Source organism: Halobellus rarus (assembly GCF_024494595.1).
GTDB classification, from domain to species: Archaea; Halobacteriota; Halobacteria; order Halobacteriales; family Haloferacaceae; genus Haloquadratum; species Haloquadratum rarum.
Window position 1 is genome coordinate 56,517 of record NZ_JANHDI010000009.1, and the last position, 21,621, is coordinate 78,137.

Here is a 21,621-nt window from a genome sequence, read left to right on the forward strand (position 1 = left end):
AGATACTCCGCATGTATTCAATAGCCACCCGAGATCACTCCGGTGACTGGGACGACACACCCTTCATTCGTCCTGGAGGCCGGTGATGGGTGGCCGGACCAATGACCGATTGCGAGTAGTTCTTTTGAGCACGTGCCTACTTCTTGCGGCTATCGGGTGGGTTCCTAGTACAAGCGTGGCGGCCGGTAACGTGTCGTATTCGGACGCGTCAGTGGCACCGATCGATCTGTATACAGGAAGTGCCGTCGAAGGAACTGTCACTGTCGAGAATACCGGGAGTAACAGTGGTACTTACAATGTCTCGCTCACGGTCGATGGGACGGTCGAAGCGTGGGAAAACGGAACAATCGGGGCCAGTACAACCAGAGACATTTCGATCAATGAGACGCTCTGGGAGCTCGGCGACCGCACGGTAACGGTGGCAGCCGGGGCTACGAGTGCCACCGAGACCGTCACGGTGGCGAACGCCAATCCGAAGTACCACGGCAGCCCAGCGAATCTCGGGCACTACCCGAACCAGCAGGGGCCAACCGAGACACCCGAGGAGGTCTGGACCATTTCAGATGGGACCCCGAACGTGATGCAACCCACAATCGCGAATGACACGCTCTACACCGCGTTCCACGATGGCGGTAAACTGTACGCACTTGACCCCAAGACGGGCGCAGAGAAGTGGAATTCGACTCCTGGCGGTACGAGCGGTTCGACATGGACTACGCCAGCCTACGCGAACGGTGTCCTCTACATTGGCAGTAACGATTACAAACTTCACGCAATCGATGCAGAAACAGGGGCGGAACGCTGGCACTACGACACACAGACCAACGTTCGGTCAGCACCGGCGGTCGAAGACGGCGTGGTCTACTTCGGCAGTAACGACGGTAATATGACCGCGGTAAACGCGACCACGGGCGAGAAAATTTGGAACTACAGACTCTACCAGCCCGTTCTCGTCGAATCGAACCCGGCAGTTGTGGAGGGTGTGGTCTACTTCGGCAGCAACGACGACAATGTAACCGCGGTGGACGCCACCACCGGGGAGAAAATCTGGAACTTCACGCTTCCCGACGAGAGCCAGTCGGACCCGACTGTCGCCGACGGAACTGTCTTCATTGGGAGTGACAGTACGATGGGAGAGACATCCGGCAACGGCCAGGTATACGCACTTGACGCCGAGACGGGCACGGAGGACTGGAACTACACGATGGCCGGAGACGTGGACGCCGGACAGGTCTACGCGAACGGCGTCGTCTACGCTGGGAGTCGCGGCGGCGATCTCGCAGCGCTCGACGCCGCTGACGGCAGCGAGATCTGGACGCAATCAGGGACCGGTTTCCGAGGCGCACCCGTCGTCGCCAACGGCGTCCTCTACATTACAGACTTTGGTAACCAGAGCGTTCACGCGTTCGACACCGACACTGGCGACCCACGCTGGGCGTACGAATCACCGACGAGCAGTCTCTACAGTACGCCACTGGTGTGGGACAACTATCTCTATTACGGATCGGGCAGTGCCTTCTACGCGCTCACGTCACCTGCCCCCACGATCTCGGATGTCAATGCCACCAATCCTTCGGGACAGGAGCTCTCGATTTCGTTCAATTCATCCGAACAACTAGCGGCCATCTCGGTCTCCGTGGACGGGCCATCCGCAACGACACTCACCGAGAGTGACTTCACTGAATCCGGAAGTGGGCCCTACACTTACACGCTTTCGTCGGCGTACGAGACCGGTGCAGACGGTATGTACACGATCGCAGTTGATACGGCTGCGAACGCGGAGGACAAAGACGGTGCGTCTGGGGAATCCGACAGTGTAACCATCGACGCGACGGCACCGACCGCTGCTGCTGGAGATGATCAGACTGTCGATGAAGACACAGCGACCTCTTTCGACGGTAGTGACTCCGCAGACAATCTTGGTATCGCCAGCTACGCGTGGGACTTTGACGATGGAACCACTGCAACTGGTGAGGGACCCACCCACACCTACGTTGATCCCGGAACCTACACTGTTACGCTCACCGTCACCGACGAGAGCGGGAACACAGACACTGATACCCTGGCAGTCGCGGTTAATGACACGACCGGTCCGACTGCCGATGCCGGACCGGATCAGACCGTCGACGAAGACGCCTCGGTCTCGTTCGACGCGAGCAGTTCGTCCGATAACAGTGTGCTCACAAGTTACGCGTGGGACTTCGGCGATGGGACTACGGCAACCGGCGAAACACCCAGCCATACCTACGCCGACTCTGGCACCTACACTGTTGCGCTCACCGTGACCGATGATGGTGGCAACACCGACACTGACAGCCTCACAGTCACGGTCGAGGACGTGACTGCACCGACGGCCGACGCTGGAAACGACCAGACTGTCGGCGAGGATACGGCGGTTAGCTTCGACGCGAGCGGATCGAGCGACAACGGCGGGATCGATACCTATGAGTGGGATTTTGATGACGGAACCATCGCGACGGGTGCGACGGCCAGCCATACCTATGCGGGCCCTGGAACCTACATCGCCACACTGACTGTCACCGACGAGAGCGGGAACACCGCCACCGATACGCGCACTGTCACGGTCGAAGACACCACTCACCCAACGATCGTCACGGGGGCCGACAAAACCGTCGACGAGGATACGTCCGTGAGTTTCGATGCGAGTGGCTCAAGCGATAACGTCGGTATCGACAGCTACGAGTGGGACTTCGATGACGGTGGGGCTGCGAGTGGTGCAACGCCCTCGTATACCTACACCGACCCAGGGACCTACAATGCGACTGTCACGGTCAGTGACGCTGCCAGTAATGAGAACGCCTCGACCGTGATGGTGACGGTCAACGATACTACCCCGCCGACTGCTGCGGCCGGGCCAAATCAGACGGTAGATGTGGGTGCGACTGTTTCCTTCGATGGCACGGCCTCCTCGGATAACGACGGCATCACAACGTACGAATGGGAGTTCGGTGATAGCACCAATACGACTGGCGCGACCCCAACCCACACGTACGCCGACGCGGGCAGCTACACTGTGAACCTCACTGTGGCGGACCCGACGGGCAACAATTCGACTGACTCGTTGACTGTAGATGTGATCGAACCTGACGGCTCCAACAATGGAGGGTCCTCATCCTCGTCCTCGTCCGGGTCAAGTTCTCGGTCTGTGGATGCTGGCGACGATGAACCGAGCGTTGCCGTGACGGTGGCAAAGACATCCACCAGGAACGGTGCTGGGAGCGAGACTACCTCGGGGGTATCGACCAATGCGACGGTCGAGAACGCCCAGGCCGATTCGACGGTCGATCTTGACTTCACTGGTGCGACGAACGAATCTGAGGAAGCCGGCCCTGATGAGGGAGAGAGTGGTGAGACGAACACCTCGACGCCGACAGACGACCTTGAGAACGTTTCCGTGACGGGGATGGCGATGAACGTCACTCGGTCGGGAGACTTCACGCTGAAGGTCACCACCCGAAGTCGGAGCCTAGCGGGGAGTCCGACCGGACCCAGTCAGTCGGATCAGTCCTCGGGCCAGCAGCCCGATCGGCAATCCGTCGAGAGTCTCTCGGACCTTGACCGTGAGTTCGCCGGCGAAACGGGTGCACGCCCGGCGGGACAGGTCATTGTGGATCACTCTATTAGTGATCGGGACATCGATGCTGTGACTTTCACGTTCGAGGTGCGGAAATCTTACCTGAACGCACTGGACGCGGCTCCTGATTCGGTGGCACTGTACCGAAACGAGCAGGTGCGCTGGCGGACGCTTTCGACTGAGCACATCGGTGAGACCGACACGCACTACGTCTTCGAGGCCGTCTCGCCTGGTCTCTCGGAGTTCAACATCGGGATTGCGTCGCCACTCTTCGAGGTGCGTGAAGCGAGTCTTGATGCAGCCAGTGTCTCGATGGGTGAGCCGGTCGTGGTGTCCACGGTCATCGAGAACGTCGGGTCCGAGGATGGCACCTACGAGCTCACGATTCAGGCTGACGGTGGGTCCGTGGTGACGAAGCCCGTCTTGATCGCGGCGCAGAGTACCGAGACCGTCACGCTTGCGTTGTCATTGGTGGAGGCCGGGACCTACGATGTGACGATTGGCGAACGGTCAGTTGGGGCAGTGGAGATCGAGTCACGCGAATCGAGGACTGACGTTGCGACGGGCACGCCAGACGATAGTGAAGGAGCAGGAGCTGGCTGGCTCTGGGTCTTCGGTGGGGTTGCTGTTGTTGGGGTTGGCCTGCTGCTCTATCGTCAACAGCAGAAAGAGCGCGACGACTGAGGAAGAGTCTTGGTTTGATGGCGGGCGCCTGGAGAGGCAATGATCACACCGGGACGGAAACCATAGTCCTAGCAGACATCGTTCGACAAGCCCTCGATCTCGACTCGGAAACGCTCGATGCGGAAGTACAGTTGGATATCGAAGAAGCACTCTGATTACGGTGGCTGGGCGGGGAAGTTGGGTGCCTGACTGTCGATTAGACTTCTAGAACGGGCGTCCGATCGAGGGCTGTCCGTTCATCCAGGGCAGAGCGTCGAGTGCGTCATTGTTGATGACGACAGGACCTCGCGAGATCGTGTGCGGTTGGGACACGAAAAGATCGAGTTGTATGATTCGGACGACTACGAAACGCAACTTGGTCGGGCCACCGAGAGTGTGCTTTCGCCGCTTGGGTGGGACCGCAAGCGGATTCGTCTGGCGCTCAGTGATGTTCCGGCGACCGAGCTCACTGCGTTTACGTCGGAATCGGCGGGAAATCGGACTTGATGAGTTGTGGTTCCGGCGTGTTATCAGTCGGGCGTGCAGAGTGGTGAGCAGGCTGTAGGTGCCAAAATCGGCTATTCAACGTCGAACCACTCGTCACTATCTTCTTATGACTGGTATGTCTGTCTCGTATTCGTGCCTATCCGCCGAACAAAGACTGTCGATGCACTCTACGCGGACGTCAAGGACTATGATCTCGTTGTCACTCCTGACGCCCCGTTTGCGAGCGCCATCAATCGACGTCTCGATCGCCCCCACTTCGGAACGTTTGCCACCACACCCCGTCGGCTTGCAGCCGGCCGCCGCGAACAGGCAGAGGACCGCGTCGCCTTTCTGGAACTCGTCAAGCAGACCGACCACGACTGGAACGCTATCGCGTACGCCATCGGGAACGTCCTCCAATGCTGGGAACACCAGGGCCGGCTCGATGCCATTCTCGACTACGACGCTTACGTCGACGAGACGACGCGCGATGTCGTCGAGCAGACGCGGACCCTTCGGACGACCTCGAAACAGCTTACCGAGTACACGATCGACGACACCCAATCGGTGGCCGTCATCGGCTACGACCAGCTGACCAACTTAGAGCGCAGTATCCTCCCGGAAGCGTTCGATCGTATCGAGCTGTTTACCGACGATGCGTTCGACTATCCGGCGTTTCACGTCTTCGAGTCCGCGACCGATATCGTCACTGCGCTTTTAGATACGATTTCCGCTGATACCGCCGAACACGTCGCAGTTGTCCTCGACAGTGGAAGCCAGTATTCCTCGCTGGTCGAATCTGCGCTCGAAGCCGCTGAGATCCCATTTTACGGTGGTCCAGAGTTCATCGACGACCCCCACCACAGAGCGTTCGTACGTCTGCTCCGGCTCGGATTCCGGGGTACTGAGACGACCGTAGCCGACGCTACTCCGGTATTGACTCAGATGGGTATCGATATCCCGATCGACGACCAACACAAACGGTTGGATGCGGTCACCATCCCCGAGATCGAGTGGGTGCAGGAGCTCTGGCAGACGATCGAGACACGGACGTTTGCGGACGTGCTCGATGCGTACACTGACCACACCGGTGTCGAACTGACGCGCTTCGAGGAGGAATTGCGAACGCTCGGTCTCGCTGACGAACCAATCACCGAGGCAGGTGTCGACCGACTTGCGTACTATCTGCAGACCTACGAGGTACCGATCGATCGGGACAACGGGGGTGTACTGTTGGCCGACGCGAAATCCTCCGCATATGTGGACCGCCCCGTGGTCTTCCATCTCGGGATGGGACAAGGCTGGACGCATTCGGCGCCACAGCGACCGTGGGTCGATACCGACACACAGTTCGAACGCTACATCGGGAGCTTCCAGCGCTTGCTTCAGAGTGGCGACCAGCAGTACTATCTCGTCCAAGACACGGCTGGTGGGGAGCCGATCACGCCCTGTCTGTACTTCGGCGAACTCCTCGAGGCCGACTTCGAGCGGTTCAGCGATCTCGATGCCGTCGAACATCGACGACGACCGCGCTCGAACGACGGCGGCTTCGATCGTCACTCGTTGGACGTCGCCCCCGAGACGGTCGCGACGATCAGCCAGTCCAGCCTCAACAGCTACGTCAACAGCCCGCGCGACTACCTCTTCGGGCAACTCCTTGAGACGCCCGACCAGGAACGGTTCGTCGAAGGCAACCTCTTCCACGACTTCGCCGAGTTTTACGTGAATCATCCCGACGTCATCGCCGCCGCTGACCTCGACGCTCTCGTGGACGCGATGCTCACCGAGGCTGACCCCTTCGGGTCGCAGGCGGACGAGCCGCTTCGGCGGCGGAAGTACCGCATCGGGATCGAGATGCTAATGGAGTACTTAGACGACAACGGGCCCGACTCAGAGGGGTTCCTCACAGCTACCTCCGGGTGGGGTGAGAATTTCTTCGCGACGTATTTCGATGAGCCGGTCGACTCGCCGGTCACCGAGCGCTGGTTCGAAGACCTCTCGCTGGGCGTGAAAGGGAAGATCGATCTGGTGCAAGCGCCGGATCACCTGCTCGATTACAAAAGCGGACACAAAAAGCGCGCCACCCAGGTCGTAAAGCGGGCGGCAACAGATCCCCCAGCCGACACGCCGAACTTTCAGGCGGCGCTGTACTTGACCTACTACCGGACGGTCCACCCGGACGAGGAGCTGGAATTCACCTTCTTCCACTTCCTCGATCCGATGGACGATGTGATCGCCGGGGACGCAGATCTAGATGGTTCGCTCACGACCGTCTCATACTATCCGTTCACGTTCGACGAGTACGTCGGTTCTCGGGACGCCTACGAGACGCTCTTGGACGGGTATACTGACTGTCGGGAGACCTTCGACGACCTCGGCTATCAGGCCTACAGCGAGAGTATGGCGCAACTGACGGTCCCCGACACGACCGACCGGGACGAGCTCCGAGCCTCCGAGTTCGCTGCGGAGTTCACTGCGGCTGTCGAGGCTCGAACGTCCGATGGAATCGATGCCGAGAAGGGGACTGATCAGGCAATCCGAAAACTCAACGGCGTGCGGCGGCGAGCGTTCTTCCGCGAGGATCTGGATGCCTTCGAGGCGTTCGTCGACGAGCGCCTCGCGGAACTCAACGATCGGCGGGCGGGCGAGGAACGCTTCCCGGTTGCGGGGCTGGCCGGCGAGCCGAATTACAGACGGATCGACCACCGCGACCTCCTCCTGGAGGGTGAGCACGATGTGTGAGTCATCGTCGGGGCCGACACCGAACGAGCGCCAACAGGAGCTCATCGAGAGCACCGAAGGACTGTACCTCGTTGATGCCGGCCCTGGAACCGGGAAGACGTTCGCGATTACACGCCGCTACGGGACGATCGTCGAACAGCCCGCTGTCGAACCCGAAGACATCCTGCTGGCGACCTTTACGCGGGGGGCTGCCACCGAGATGAAAGAGCGAATCGTCGATCAGAGCACGTACGCACTCAGCGATCTGGTCGACGCCCCGATTCAGACGTTCCATTCGTACTGTCACGATCTGCTGAACGAACACGGCTATGCGGCCCCCACCCATCTCGGCCTCGACGAACGGATCACTGGTTCGACACAGATCATCGATGACGAGTTGATCGAAGCCGAGCGGTTCCGCGAGTTCCTCAGCGGATTTCGGGATGAGCATCCGGAATACACCGACTTGTATCGGGTGCTCTCGGAGCCTGGCGAACTGCTCGATGTGATCACCGAACTCGCCTCCAAGGGCATCTTCCCCACAGCTGAGGGGTGGTATCGAGATGGTGAATCCCATCTCGATGGCGACCTCGAGGCGTTCACAGCGCAGTTCGACGCGGTGAATCAGCCACGCAACGATGGTCGAAAGCAATCGGAGTTACGCGAGGCGCTGAGTGGCTTCGGGCGAACCAAGACCTACCATCCGGAAGCGCCGTCGAAGTCGGAGCTGCGCGGCGGGCGTGGCACGAAACAACTCGATTCGGCGGTGGCACGGACCGTCTTCGAAGAAGACCGCACCGGCCTCAAAGCGTTCGTCCACGACGTCTACGTCGAGTATCTCCAGTTCGCGTTGCGGCGCAACTATCTCACCTTCAGCTTCCTCCAGTTGTTTGCGTTCGTGCTGCTCTGTGAGGACCAGCGCGTCCGCCAAGCAGCACAGTTCGAGTACGTGATGGTCGATGAGTTCCAGGACACCAGCGAAATCCAGTTCAAACTCGCGCTGCTGGTCTGTGGGACGAACAATGTCTGTGCTGTCGGCGATTGGAAACAGAGCATCTACAGCTTCCAGTACGCGGACGTCCGGAACATCCTCAACTTCGAGGATCGGCTGGACCAGTTTGCTGCCGATCTCAACAAGGATACCGAGCGGGTGGCGTTCGACACCGACGAGCTGACCCGAATCGAACTGGAGGAAAACTACCGATCGACGGAATCAATCATCGAGCTCTCCGAGCAGACGCTCACGACGCCCGCCACGAGCGGTGAGGACGTCTCGACGACACTGGATGACGTCGTCGAACTCTCCGCGAACGCCGCCTTCGATAATACGGTCCTCGAGGGCATCCAACACGAAGACGAACACGAGGCAGTCCTCACGAAGATCCAGGCGATCGTCGGCAACGACGAGTACGCTGTCGAGGGAGAGGACGGCACGCCACGCCCACCCGAGTGTCAGGATATCGCGGTGTTCACGCGGACGCGGGACTACGGACGGGAACTCCTCGATGTCGCTGCCGAGTACGACTTCCCGATGGCCTACGATGGCGGGATCGAACTCTTCCGGACCGACCCGGCGAAGCTGTTGTTGGCGTGGCTCCGGATCCTCGAGTCGGATGCCGACCGCGGCTGGGTCGTCGTCCTCGAAGAGATCGGGTACACCTTCGACGAGATCGAGCATCTGTTAGAGACGGAATCGTATCCGCCAGCGCCAGTCGCGTTCCGTGACGACCTACGGGAGCTAGCGTCCGTGGGGGCGGTCACGCGGCGGGTGCTCGACCGCTACGGATACACAGGTGACACGGGGGATGTGCTCCTCCATACGATCCAGTCGGTGTACGATTCGACCACCGTCACCCGCGGCGAGTTGATCCAGTTCATCGAACGCGGCATCGAGACCGGAGCCACGGTCGATATCAGCGCTAATGCTGGTGCGAATGCAGTGACTGTCCAGACGATCCACGCCGCGAAGGGCCTAGAGTACCCGATCGTCATCCTGGCGAATATGAACGATGGGCGCTTCCCGCCGCGATCGCGTGGATCGAGCATCATTCAGTACCAGGATCCGGTCGGGCTCCGACAGCGGAAGTGCTATTCGGAGGCAGGTGCCTACCCCCACGTCTACGATAACTGGCGCCACGACGTCATCCGCCGGTGTCTGCCGCGTGGGTACGATGAAGAACGCCGGTTGCTCTACGTCGCCGTCACCCGGGCCGAGCAACACGTCGTCTTCGCGGCTGGCGACGAGCCCAATACGTTCCTCGAGGAACTCCCGGTCGATGTCGAAACGCTCGATGTAACGGTAGAACCACTCGATCGGACGACATCGACAGCCGCAGAACTCCCCTTTGCGATCACGACTCCGGAGGGGCCGATCGGCCACACGCCGCATTCGCTGATGGACGAGACCGTCTTCGAGGAGACGGATGAACGATCCGAAGCAAGTGCGGAAGTTGACTCGGAGACCCGCGGGCTCGACTTTGGCTCGCAGGTCCACGAGTTCGCCGAGGCCTATGCGCTTGGTGATGAGGTGACGCCATCCAATCCCCACGAGCAGCGGATTGTGGAATTCCTTGAGGGGCTCTCGGGTGAGTTGTACGTTGAAGAGCCAGTGACACTCCCGATCGACGTCGATGGCCACCGCGTTACCATTTCGGGGATCGTCGACTTGGTGCAGGTGACAGCCGAGCACGTGGCGATCGTCGACTACAAGACGGATCGGACGCGGCACGCCCAGCCGGAGTACCGCAAGCAGCTCAGCGTGTACTATCACGTCCTCGAGGAGTGGTTCCCCGAGAAGGACGTCACGGCGAGTCTGTTCTATACGAGTGATGGGTCCCTGGAGCGGATTGAGCCACTCACGATCGTGGAGCTAGGGGAACTCGTTCGGAATCGGTGATTGGACAGCCTCATCTGGGTTCGACAAACCTCGTATACCAGTCGGCTGTGGGGGCGGGTCTGTCTTATCGCCTCTAAGAAAGGCTAACCTCGGTATCGGAGAAACCGCGCACCTCCGCTATGACGCGATCGACCGTCGCTTTGTCGCAGATGGGTCCAGTGGGGCCCCCAAGATGGCGCGATAGCATCCGCGGAGACCCACGAAGGACGGAGGGCGTTTACTGGCCGATCTGACGGCTCCGTCCGATGACGGCGGCGATCAGGAGCATCACTGCGGCGGCGGCAACCCCCAGCGGTGTCCCGCGCGCGATCGTCTCTGGGTGTGCGCCCACGAAGTCGAGCGTGTACACGGCATTCATCGGACCGAGGTACCACAGCGTGAGAAAGACCACCTCGAACGCTCGCGGCGTGCCGAGCCAGATGCCGCTGGCGAGTCCCAGCGCCGGAACGAACAGCGCACCGACGAGGACTGCACCAAGGGCTGCGAGCGCACCTGACGTAGCGAGCGTCACGAGGACTCCCCCAGCGGCTACGATGGCCACGGCGACGCCACCGAGGTAGACGGCGGCGAGTTGCCCGTGCGGGTGTGGCGCGGTGAAGACGAGCTCGGCGGTTCGATAGCGCTGTTCGCGGACGCCGAGTTCCGACCAGACAGGCAACCCGAGGAGCCACGCGCCCGGCAGGACCAGACCGCGGGCGGCGTCAATTGGTGCGAGCAACCCTCCGACGACACAACTCCCAACTGCGAGGTACCACCACCAGCGTCGACCGCGCAGGGCCAGTCGGAGCTCGGCGGTCAGAACGCGGAGGTTCGGAACGCCGCTCGAAGCCGGAGTGACTGACGTCAAATCCACGTCGGACGGCGGTGTCGTGTAACGGTGGCCCGCTTCGGTAGCATCGCTCGCCGAGGCAGCGTCGTCTTGTGAACTGTCATCGTCGGTAAGTACCCCCGCCAAGCGGTCGGTCAGACCGGGAGACGGCTCGAAACGGTCGAACGCGACGATGGCAACAGCGAGCGTGAGACCGGCTGCCGCGAGCGTCGGCGCACGGCTGAGTAGCTCTGTCAGCCCCCAATCGACGCCCTGCCAGACGAACGTTGTCACACTGCCGGGATCGTCGGTGAACGCGAACGAGCGGCTCTCGAAGGCCGTGGGATCGGCACTTGCGGCCCGGACCATACTGTTCCGGATGACGGCCAGTCCTGTTGGCCCGTAGGTGAGGCTCGTGGCCAGCGATGCGGCAGTGAAAAGCGCGATCGCCCCGAAGAAATAGCAGACCGACCCCAGCGTCCCCCTGAGCGGGCGGACTGTCTCGGCGAGTACTGCAGCGGCGGCGACAAGCGCCATCGCTGGCAGCGTCAGGAAGACGAACGGGGAGGCGAGCGCCCAGAGATCGAACGTCCCAGTGCCGTGAAGCGCGTAGCCGCCCACCGTCGCCAGCACAAGAAGGGCAGTCACGAGCGACAGTAGCGCGATATAGCCCAGCCATCGACCGACGAGGTACGTGGCGTCACGCACGGGTGACGTGGCGACGAGTTCACCGACCCTCGTTTCGCGATCCCGGGTCACCGCGCCCCGAACCAACGCGAAGCCGAACACGAACAGGAGGAATGTCCCCATCGTCGCGACCATCCCACCGAACCACGCCGCATTCCGGATACCGGTGTACTCTCCGGCGACGACGAGGTGGGTTGTCTCGGAGGTGAGCGTCTGAGCGACCCACGCGATGAGCAGCGGGACGACGAGGTACCTCGGCGAACGGAGGCGCTGACGCAGGTCCGCGAGTGCAACGTGAACGGCCGCGCGGACGGCGCTCACGGTGCACCACCGGACTCCGACGCGTTTGCTTCCCCGAGCAGATCGAGATATGCCTCTTCGAGCGTCGGCGTCACGGATACGGCACCTTCGGGAGGATCTGTGGCCACGATCCGAGCGTGGATGCCGTCGCTCCGCCGCGTCGTCGTACTGATGTGATACTCGGCCTTGAGTGACTGTAGATCGTCGCGCGGGACGACGACCTCCCAGACGCGGTTGGCGACGTCCTCGAGCAAGCGTTCCGGCGTCGTATGGGAACGCAGGCGTCCGTCTGCGAGGATGGCCACGCCGCTGGCCGTCGCTTCCACATCGGAGACGATATGCGTCGAGAGGATGACGATGCGGTCCTCGCCGAGCGACGAGAGCACGTTCCTGAAGCGGACCCGTTCGGCGGGATCGAGGCCGACAGTTGGCTCGTCTACGACGAGCAGGTCCGGATCCGTCAAGAGCGCTTGGGCGATGCCGACGCGCTGACGCATCCCGCCGGAGAAGCCGTCGAGCCGACGGTCGCGCGCATCCTGAAGGTTCGTGAGCTCGAGTAGATCGTCGATCCGCTCGCTGGCGTGCGCTCGGTCAAGACCGCGGATGGCCGCGAGATAGGAGAGAAATTCCGCTGCAGTGAGATCCGGATAGATGCCGAAGTCCTGCGGGAGGTAGCCGATTCGTTCCCGGACCGCATTCGGGGATGCGACGACGTCCGTGCCGTCGAACGTGAGCGTCCCCTCGGTTGGTTCAAGGTACGTCGTGATGACGCGCATCAGCGTGGACTTCCCGGCACCGTTCGGTCCGAGCAGGCCAAGAACGCCTGTGCCGAGTTCCAGCGACACGTCGCGGACGCCCCAGACGTCGCCGTACTGCTTGCCGACGCCGTCGAGACGGAGTCGTGGGCCATCCTCGTCGTGTGCCGCTGGTGATTCTTCAGTGGTGACTGTTGCGGCGGGGGATTCAGGGGGGACCATCGTTCCGAACCTCTGGCTCCCATCTATTATATGTTGCTAAATTGACTTTAAAAGGGTCGTGGCGGATCTCGTGTTGGACAACAGAGGGGTGGGGCCGACGCCATCACGCTTCCAGTGAGTCTGCATATTGGTAGTTGAGCGAGCCTACGATCGGGCGGAGGTATCGACTCTTGCCATTTCAGTCGTCGGATGGGGGTATATCCGCCGCTTGTAGCTTGACAGCGGAGATTAGATTGGAACTTGTCAAATACAACACTACGATCGTGAATCCCACCATCGTTGTGTACTCGATGATCCCCACCACGAAGTGCAGTTCAGAGGGTGGGTTGACCGTGAACAACAACGGCGATTGATTCATCGTTGCGTGGAACAGAGCGACCAGCCATAGATTGTTCGTCAGTACATAAATAAGTCCGAAAGCAAGACCTGAAATCACCAGTACAGACAGTCGGGCAGCCAACGCTGGGCCAACGCCGTGACCGGACATCAGGAACCAACGCGGGAGGTGGAACAGTGCGAACAGGACAGCCGCGGTACCGGTTCCAGTTGCGACTGCACGCCAACCCGTTCCACCAGATTCCGTGATGAGTTTCGACTGGAGATAGCCACGAAATACGAATTCTTCAGGGAGGGCTGTGAACAGCAGAGAGCTCCCGAATGCCGCGAAATAAAGGACAGGATGTGCGACGACCTTTGAGGATGCAGTCGCAAATCCCGGGATACTTCCCAGAGCAAGGACGTATGTGGTAAGATTATACAGAAGCCAGAACGCTCCTACAGCTCCCAGGACCAAGAATAGTGATTGGGAAGACGACAGAATCGAACGTGGAGACACTCCTTCAAATCGATACGCTCCAACCCCGATTCCAACAAGCAAGATACCCCAAGCCATCCCCAGAAGCGGTGGGGGCGACCCTCTGCCAGAGATGAGTGCCAGTCCAGACAGGAGAGCGATTATGACAAAATATGCTGTGACGGGGACCAATAACCCTCGCTTGAACGCGGGAGGGGCTATCTCAGGACGAGCCATCGTTTGGCATTCCAAAGACTTGTTTAAATATTTTCTATATCTTAATTAGTGTGGACTATTTGACTTGAGCTAAGCAATTCGCAGATGCTCTACTCTCGCTTATAACGCGACCTGGACGAGTGAAAGTCCCAGGAGAGGGATGTGGAACGAGGCATGCGCCACCATCGCCGTTTCGAGGCTTCGCTGCCAGTACAGCCAGCCGAACAGGATGCCAGCAATTGCGTTCAAGAGGACCGTCCGGGCGATTAGTGCGGGAGTGAGACCAACCGACTGTGCGAGCGCTGGGAGGTGCCCTACGCCGAACAGCACGGCCGAGACCACGATTGCGGTCCACATAACGCCCGGTCCGGGGCCGTCTGCCTGACGGCCGGTGATGTACCAGCCAACGAATGCAAGCACGGACATGAGCCCGAACCGGAGCATGAGCTCCTCGGTGATTCCCCCATAGAGGAATCGGACCGGAGCATACGCGAGAACGGTCGCTACGGTTGGTCTGGTCGCTCCGATTACGGATTGGGGCAAATCCTGAGCTACGAACGGCATCATCACGGCGTCAAGAATGACGATGAGGGCCCCTCCGAGAATGCCGCTTCCGACGGCCAGTCCGACCTCCTCACGGAGGCGTTCCCAGATTCCCTTGCCGGCCCCCATCCGGTCGATGAGATACGACCGCAATCCCACCCGCGGTGCTGCGTACGCACCGAGCAGACACGCGACGCCTAGAAGCAACAAGGGATTAATACCCGACAGAATGGCGAGGAGCGGAAGCGACAGCCCGACCGGGACGGCAGTCGGTGGCGTAGTAACGTAGATGTAGCCGACAAGAGCAACGATTCCGGGAACGCCAGCCAGTAGGGTCACGCCGAACCGCTTTCCGAAGGAGACGCCGTACGTTGTGGGCGGCATGGAGACGCTGACTCTCGGTGCCGATAAAACAGTTGTGTCACCGTCGGCGACAGACGCTCAGTATGCATACGTATGGTTTTGCTGCAGACCACACTCCTGACCGAAATTCACACACATCTGCCGTTTGAACCCTGTAACGATACGTGAAAGCGACCGCGGATGACGACCCCCGAAAGCTCTCTCCAGTTGAGAGTTTCAACAAGGCCAGTTAGCTCAGATCGGCCCGGCGGAACCTGAGATAGCCAACGAGTAGCGGGACCACAGTCCAGGCGAATAGGATACCCAGGAACACCGCTGGATCGAGGTAGCCGGGTGCTTGACCACCAATTCTCGCTTCCACGGCCGTTCCACCACCGAGTAACAGTTGCTGGACGAGTGCGTTGTACGCCCCGGTTGGGCTGAGTCCCTGTAAGAGCAGGAACCACGCGGGCACGACTCCACCTGGCATCTCGCCGGTGACAAGCAAGTGAACGGCATTGGGAGCCAGATCCCAGAGGAGTGTCAGCCCGAGGTACGCAGTGATCGCTAGGGTCATCGCCCGGGCTCGCGTCGCCGTGACGGCCGAAATCCCGATGGCGATGCCGACAAACGAAACGCCGAGAAGGACAGTCAAGACCGTCGTTCCGATGAAGGCACCCATCGGTAATCCGCCGTAGAGAACCGCAGTAACCACGCCTGAGACCACAAAACCCAGTGCGAGACCGATAGCGACCACACCGCTCCGGCCGAGAAACTTCCCAAGTAGCACTTCGCCCCGCGACGGCGGGAGTCCAAGTATCACTTTCAAACTCCCCGATTCACGTTCGCCGGCGATCGCGAGATAGGCGGCGATCAGCGCCATAATCGGAACGAGGAGTCCCGCGAACTGCGATGCACCGCCGATGGCCATCTCGGCACCACCTTCAACATCCGGGATGAGGAGTGAGATACCCGCTGACAGCGACGTCATCACAGCGATGATTACGACGATGCCCCAGATCATACGCGACCGGAGGGCGTCGGCGAATTCCTTACGAGCGATCGTCAGCCAGATCGTGGCAAGCGTCATCGCTCCACCTCTGAAGCATCCACCTTCGGGGGTACATCGCCTGTGTAGGCGCTGAACAGATCTTCCAACGACGACTCCTCGATCGTCACGTCGAGAATTGCAGCGCCATCATCGCGTATGCGGTCGATCACGTCGACTTTCGCTGTGGCCTCATCGACGCTTACACGAATCGTTCGGCCATCGACTGCGACGTCGGAGACACCGGCTAACTCCCCGAGGGTCAGCGAGTCTGGGATGGCATCGACTGAGAGCGTTACCGTCGATCCCGTTCCGAGTGTGTCGCGAAGCCCGTCGATCGAATCGATGGCGACGAGTCGTCCACGGTTGAGTATCGCGACCCGGTCACAGACAGCTTCGACCTGACTGAGAATATGGCTAGAGAAGAAGACGGTCTTCCCCCGGTCAGCGTGGTTTCGAGCAATCTCACGGACGAGGCGAACGCCGTTGGGATCGAGCCCCGAGGACGGCTCGTCGAGAATCAGCAGTTCGGGATCGCCGACGAGGGCAATCGCGAGGGCCAATCGCTGCATCATCCCTTTCGAATAGCCACCGACGACTCGGTCGGCAGCTGCAGCATCGAGGCCGACTCGATCAAGGAGGTCGTCGACAGTGTCGTCGGATTGCTTCAACGCGATTGCGTACTCCAGGTGTTTACGACCGGTGAGGCGGTCGTAGAGTCCGTATCCATCCGGAAGAATGCCGACTCGCTCGTGGATTTCTCGCGTCTCAGTCTGCGCGTCGTATCCGAGAACCGTTGCGCTTCCTGCCGACGGGCGGACGTAGTCCATAATCACATCGATCGTCGTCGATTTGCCGGCGCCATTCGGTCCGAGAAAGCCGAATATCTCGCCTTCGTAGACTGTTAGATCGAGGTCATCAACAGCGAGGACGTCTTTTCCGTAGCGTTTCGTCAATCCGATCGTCTCGATAGCGATCGCGCCGTCATCAACTGGTTTTCTCGAATCAGATAAAACACGAGAATGTGTTTCCATACTATCAGTACGTGCACATCAGTCAAAGTCACATGGTATGACAAGATTCCTGACAACTAATTTATGGGTGGAGCATCACCGGTAGTTTATGACCTCTATTAGCGAGTCGGAGACATCGCCACCTCTGTCATCCCGTCATCGGGTTACTATCGCGCTCCTCTGGACGGGGGTCGCGCTCGCTGCACTGGTGGGTACTCCGCTGATACTGCAGACGACGACGCCGATATTCCAAATGTTCTGGTTGGTTGTTCCATCAATCAGCCTCATCCGACATCGTGACACCGCCCGGGTTGGATTCCGAACTCCCGATCGTGGGCAAGGACTTCAAGCAGTAGTTGTTACAGGTGTCGCGTCTGCGATTCTGCTCATCCTCGTTGAACCGTGGAGCGGTGTCTATGACCGCTTGCTTGTACTCGCATTCGAAGGTCCGGATCCCACGTTCGCGTGGTTAGTTCGGATTAATGGTCTGGGTGAATGGGTGGGTCTATCTTTATAATCCGGAGGAGCGTCGCGGTATCGCCCTGTCGAGCGTACTCGCGGCCGGCGTCACCGAGTTCCCAGAGGTCGTTGGCTTGGCGGAGGAATCCGACCTGCTGGAGGTAGTTGACGCGCCGCATAATCGAATCGCGGCTGGAGACGTTCGTGAACGCGCCGCGGTGCCAGCCGACGAGTTCGTCCGTCGTCGGCTGGTGTGCCTCAACGAATTCGAGAATTGCATCGAGCGTTTCGACGTAGCGCGTCCCGCCGCCGAACATCGGGACGATACTGCGGAGACGATCCGTAGGCATACGAGGGCCTGACAGCGGGGCTGTATGATTCTTTCTCTGAGACAGAGCGCGCTGATAACAGATCAAGCCAGCAACCATCATTTCGGTCACGGACTGGAGATTGTAGCGTAACCACCATCTGCCACCACAGAAATAATATTGAGAACGCACGAATCCTCAAAATGAATGGTGGATTACCATTTCCACGACATAGTACAAAACTCGAGAGAGCTCAAAACGTTCGATGACGGTGTGCTCGTTGGCCGAGGCTGGCGCGCTATGTGTACAACCTGTTCGACGGTCCACAAGACAGATGACTCGGAGTTCGACGTGCCGATAACGACATTCGACAATGGAGAAAAGCACATTCCGATTGACAAGGAGGTCTTTCGATTCGTCGCAGAGATGCGTGCGTGGAATTGCTGCCACGAGGGAATGGAGCCGTACGATGGGTTCCCAGAGGCTCCAGATACCCCATACGGAATCGAATTGGGATAGTGCGAAAGAGCGAGCCCAGGAGTTAGCCACGAAGACCGACGAACTGATCGGTGAGATCGTCTACGAGCTGTACGGGTTGACCGACGAGGATCACGATACCATTCGTCTTTAGCTAAGACTGGAAGTGACTTCGGGAGGGCATTCATCTCGTCGAATTACAGGGTAAACCTGTAACTCTCCGAGGATTTCAACAGAGCCGATGAAATAGAAATAAGCAGATTGGTCGGATAAGAGAGTATCAGACGAACAATACAGGGAATTCACGTATCACTCAGTACAAAACGCGTATCTCCCACGGCGTACCATCCTTTACAGTCGAAATCATCAAAAACATACAATTTACTAAGTAATACCTATCTTGAGCATTTCAGTTGTTTTTAGATTTCATCGATCTCGAAATACAGTGGTAACACCGAAAAGATATCTGATAGGCGATTCTTAATAACGATAACACCGGTTCCGCTTTGATGTTGGACACGCTTTCGGCAATGCGCCGTCGGTATCGGCCGATGGTCGAAGGGTTCAGCATCTCGTTCGTGTCGTAGCAGAACACCGGACGGTTCGTCTTCCGACAGATCTCTGCTGCCTGCTTCGGATCACTTTCGATAAAAAGATCTGCATCGGTCGACTTGTACACATCCGCTTTGTACTGCCCGTAATTACTCTGTTTTCGACGAGTTTCCATATCTGGTACGTCCATCATCACGAGCGAGTCGTACTTGATCCCGTGATCGGCTAACCATTTCTCGGTCTCGGGGCGGTACTTCTCCAGTCTCGACGTAACGAGGCACCCGATACGTTTCTTCGGGACGATATTTGGTTCGACGGTCGTTAGAAACTCGCGGTAGTTGGGTCCGTCGTCGTTTTCTTTGGGCGTCGGATCACGACAAAGGACCCCGTCGATGTCCACACAGGAGTTGGATAGTTTCGGGTGGTGGAAGACATTCCACTCGAATACGCGTGGTAAGGGAACGACCTCACACCAGTGGTCGACGTACTGGTGCCCACGGGGAGAGATGTACACTGCAGCGAACGTGATATCGAACGGGAAATCGTGCTTTGCGAGCTGATCGCGAGTTTTCGTCATCTCGCTGCCCATTAATACGGAATCGTCAATGACGAGAACGGAGTCTATCTCGTCGAAAGCATAATCGCGTTCGATTCGAGATCCGGTGTCGAAAATTCGTCCGTCACACAGGCCGTCGATATCGGTTATTGGCGTATCGAGATGGAGAGACAGAAGACTCGCGGCTAAGAGGCCGCTTCTCGGGATTCCGGCGATCAGATCGATATTCTCTGGGAAACGCTTTGCGAAATTATGGATGTCCGCATTCAGATCCGCAACGGTCCTGTAATTCATTGGAACCATACACACAGGAATTAGTGGTTGTAATGGTCTGGCTATAGAGGTATAGACTATGATTTATTGAAACCCCGCCGGGTCCGTTCGGTCTCGCTGTGCTCGACCTCACTCCCCCGATGTTGTCCCGTTCATTTCATCGCCGCCGCGTAGCGCCGGCTTTCAGCGGGACCTCCGGTCTCGTTCGACTCCCAGGGCTTCCGGTCGGTACACTGTGTTTATATCTTCCGGGGCTCACTCCGTTATCAGTGTAGGCCAGTCTCGAAACCTTGAGGCTCGGAGGGCGACAGCGATGAGAAGACACGCGAAGGCAGCGAGGGTGGTACGCCCCGGTTTGGATTGAGCGTTGCCCTGAATCGGATGCCACTAATCCGACCGATCATCCCCTGAGTCCGTCTCTGATCATCCGAAGGTTGTGTCCGATGCCCCAGCCGAACTGTCGTTCAAGTAGGTATGCGACGACGAAATACAGTAGCGCGCCGGTGGGGACGAGTACGACGAGTTCGACGAGCGGCGAGACCTGGGTGATAGAGGTCGCATACCGTAGCGATGCGAACATCACAGTGGCGGCGACAAACGGGTAGACATATTCGGCGTAAAGCTTCATCGACCGGCCGTTCACCATCTGTGCGGCCAGATAAACTTCGAGTGGCAACATCGGAATCATGTATACGGCGACGACGACCAGAGCGGTCCCTTCGATGCCCCACCTGGCGGTCGCGGGCCAAATCAGGAGTGCGATGCAGACCACGCGCAGGACCCCGAGCTTCGCGATGTAGTCGGGGCGTCCGAGTGCCTTCCAGACCTCACCGAAGTTCCGCGTGAGCGCGTGCATCAGCCCGTATATCGCGAGGATCTGCATCGTCAGAATCATCGGCTCCCACTCCTCGCCCAGGACAACTGGGACGAAACTCGGCGCGACCAGGGCGATACCGAACGCGAGCGGGAATGCGACGAACGCGGTCAGCCGGGTGGTCTGGATGAGCGCCTCCCGCAACTGGTCGAGATCGTCCTGTAACTTCGAGTATGCGGGAAAGGTGATTTTTGAGATGATTCCTGAAAACTCCGTGGCAGGAGTATCGGCCATCCGATAGGCGTACTGGTAGAACCCGAGCGCGGTCGCCGAGAGGAACCACCCGACGAACGCGTCGTCACCCTCGCTGTAGACGAATCCCACGATGGATGCGCCGGTGATCCACTTCCCATAGTCAATGAGCTTCCGTGCGGCGTCGATCTCGAACTCGGGCCAGGGGCGGTAGTCGTGGAGCACGTACGAGAGGGCGAACTTGACGAACGACCGACTCAGGGAGGCGAACACGAGCGCCCAGACAGTGGGCGAGTACAGCGCGTATCCGACGCCGACGACGAACTGCACCAGCGAGGCACTGCTCTTCCAGATGAAGTTCTTGTGAAAGGCGAGGTCTTTCTTGAAGTACACCACCCCGGGGTTCCGCAACCCGATCAAGAGCGGGCTGAGGCCCAGTGCCTGGATCAGGACCGTCGCCCTTGGCTCACTGAACAGGTCTGCGATGAACGGGGCGGCGACGTACAGCACGGCGAAGATGAGAAATCCGCGCCCGGCCTCCAAGCACCACGTCGTGTTGAGGTACTTGTCGACGTTTTCCTCCACGTCCTGAATGAGCGCGGCGTTGATCCCGATGTCGGTGAAACGCCGGGTCGCGGAGACAGTCAGGAGCGCGATGCCGATCAGTCCAAAGTCCCGGGGTGAGAGCAGCCGTGCGAGGATGATTAGCATCAGGATCTGGGAGAATCGAACAGCGATCGTCGTCATCGATACCCAGATCCCGCTCTGCATCGTCCGCTGAGTGATTGATCCGGACGGAACGAGGCGTTTCAGGAGTTCGCGTAATCGATCCCTCATTACAG

Annotated in this window: 12 protein-coding genes; 3 read left to right on the forward strand and 9 right to left on the reverse strand. The window is 59.3% G+C overall.

The window, feature by feature from the left end; all coding sequences use genetic code 11:
• The first annotated feature begins 211 nt into the window (after positions 1-211).
• The 3 genes from NO876_RS11305 (at position 212) to NO876_RS11315 (ending at position 10,361) form a co-directional block, all read left to right on the forward strand.
• Positions 212-4,279, forward strand: coding sequence for a PKD domain-containing protein (locus NO876_RS11305; RefSeq protein ID WP_256421787.1), 4,068 nt, complete (start codon positions 212-214; stop codon positions 4,277-4,279).
• Between the two features lie 618 nt (positions 4,280-4,897).
• On the forward strand, positions 4,898-7,486 hold the full coding sequence (locus NO876_RS11310; protein WP_256421788.1) for a PD-(D/E)XK nuclease family protein: 2,589 nt from the start codon (positions 4,898-4,900) through the stop codon (positions 7,484-7,486).
• Positions 7,479-10,361: a UvrD-helicase domain-containing protein gene (locus tag NO876_RS11315; RefSeq protein WP_256421789.1), complete on the forward strand. Its 2,883-nt coding sequence runs from the start codon at positions 7,479-7,481 to the stop codon at positions 10,359-10,361. The genes NO876_RS11310 and NO876_RS11315 overlap by 8 nt, the downstream gene beginning before the upstream one ends.
• A 217-nt stretch (positions 10,362-10,578) precedes the next feature.
• Here NO876_RS11315 and NO876_RS11320 read toward each other — a convergent pair whose 3' ends face one another.
• From NO876_RS11320 to NO876_RS11360, 9 genes are all read right to left on the reverse strand, one after another.
• Positions 10,579-12,177 (reverse strand): ABC transporter permease, encoded by a 1,599-nt coding sequence (locus tag NO876_RS11320; RefSeq protein ID WP_256421790.1) that lies wholly within the window; start codon positions 12,175-12,177, stop codon positions 10,579-10,581.
• Positions 12,174-13,133, reverse strand: coding sequence for an ABC transporter ATP-binding protein (locus tag NO876_RS11325; RefSeq protein ID WP_345780747.1), 960 nt, complete (start codon positions 13,131-13,133; stop codon positions 12,174-12,176). Before NO876_RS11325 ends, NO876_RS11320 begins: the two co-directional genes overlap by 4 nt.
• Positions 13,134-13,311: 178 nt before the next feature.
• Complete coding sequence (locus NO876_RS11330; protein WP_256421791.1) at positions 13,312-14,163, reverse strand: type II CAAX endopeptidase family protein; 852 nt, start codon at positions 14,161-14,163, stop codon at positions 13,312-13,314.
• A gap of 99 nt (positions 14,164-14,262) precedes the next feature.
• Complete coding sequence (locus tag NO876_RS11335; protein WP_256421792.1) at positions 14,263-15,069, reverse strand: CPBP family intramembrane glutamic endopeptidase; 807 nt, start codon at positions 15,067-15,069, stop codon at positions 14,263-14,265.
• Between the two features lie 208 nt (positions 15,070-15,277).
• Positions 15,278-16,117, reverse strand: coding sequence for an ABC transporter permease subunit (locus tag NO876_RS11340; protein WP_256421793.1), 840 nt, complete (start codon positions 16,115-16,117; stop codon positions 15,278-15,280).
• Positions 16,114-17,109, reverse strand: coding sequence for an ABC transporter ATP-binding protein (locus tag NO876_RS11345; protein ID WP_256421794.1), 996 nt, complete (start codon positions 17,107-17,109; stop codon positions 16,114-16,116). The genes NO876_RS11340 and NO876_RS11345 overlap by 4 nt, the downstream gene beginning before the upstream one ends.
• Positions 17,110-17,567: 458 nt before the next feature.
• Positions 17,568-17,897, reverse strand: a complete 330-nt coding sequence (locus NO876_RS11350; protein WP_256421795.1) for a hypothetical protein — start codon at positions 17,895-17,897, stop codon at positions 17,568-17,570.
• A gap of 844 nt (positions 17,898-18,741) precedes the next feature.
• Positions 18,742-19,734 (reverse strand): orotate phosphoribosyltransferase, encoded by a 993-nt coding sequence (locus tag NO876_RS11355; protein ID WP_256421796.1) that lies wholly within the window; start codon positions 19,732-19,734, stop codon positions 18,742-18,744.
• A gap of 379 nt (positions 19,735-20,113) precedes the next feature.
• Positions 20,114-21,616: a lipopolysaccharide biosynthesis protein gene (locus NO876_RS11360; protein ID WP_256421797.1), complete on the reverse strand. Its 1,503-nt coding sequence runs from the start codon at positions 21,614-21,616 to the stop codon at positions 20,114-20,116.
• Positions 21,617-21,621 lie beyond the last annotated feature (5 nt).

Excerpts from the sequence above, each read along its gene's own strand:
- NO876_RS11350 (WP_256421795.1), bottom strand. The coding sequence starts at position 17,897 with ATGCCTACGGATCGTCTCCGCAGTATCGTCCCGATGTTCGGCGGCGGG.
- NO876_RS11345 (WP_256421794.1), bottom strand. The coding sequence starts at position 17,109 with ATGGAAACACATTCTCGTGTTTTATCTGATTCGAGAAAACCAGTTGAT.
- NO876_RS11325 (WP_345780747.1), bottom strand. The coding sequence starts at position 13,133 with ATGGTCCCCCCTGAATCCCCCGCCGCAACAGTCACCACTGAAGAATCA.
- NO876_RS11360 (WP_256421797.1), bottom strand. The coding sequence starts at position 21,616 with ATGAGGGATCGATTACGCGAACTCCTGAAACGCCTCGTTCCGTCCGGA.
- NO876_RS11330 (WP_256421791.1), bottom strand. The coding sequence starts at position 14,163 with ATGGCTCGTCCTGAGATAGCCCCTCCCGCGTTCAAGCGAGGGTTATTG.
- NO876_RS11335 (WP_256421792.1), bottom strand. The coding sequence starts at position 15,069 with ATGCCGCCCACAACGTACGGCGTCTCCTTCGGAAAGCGGTTCGGCGTG.
- NO876_RS11355 (WP_256421796.1), bottom strand. The coding sequence starts at position 19,734 with ATGAATTACAGGACCGTTGCGGATCTGAATGCGGACATCCATAATTTC.
- NO876_RS11315 (WP_256421789.1), top strand. The coding sequence starts at position 7,479 with ATGTGTGAGTCATCGTCGGGGCCGACACCGAACGAGCGCCAACAGGAG.
- NO876_RS11340 (WP_256421793.1), bottom strand. The coding sequence starts at position 16,117 with ATGACGCTTGCCACGATCTGGCTGACGATCGCTCGTAAGGAATTCGCC.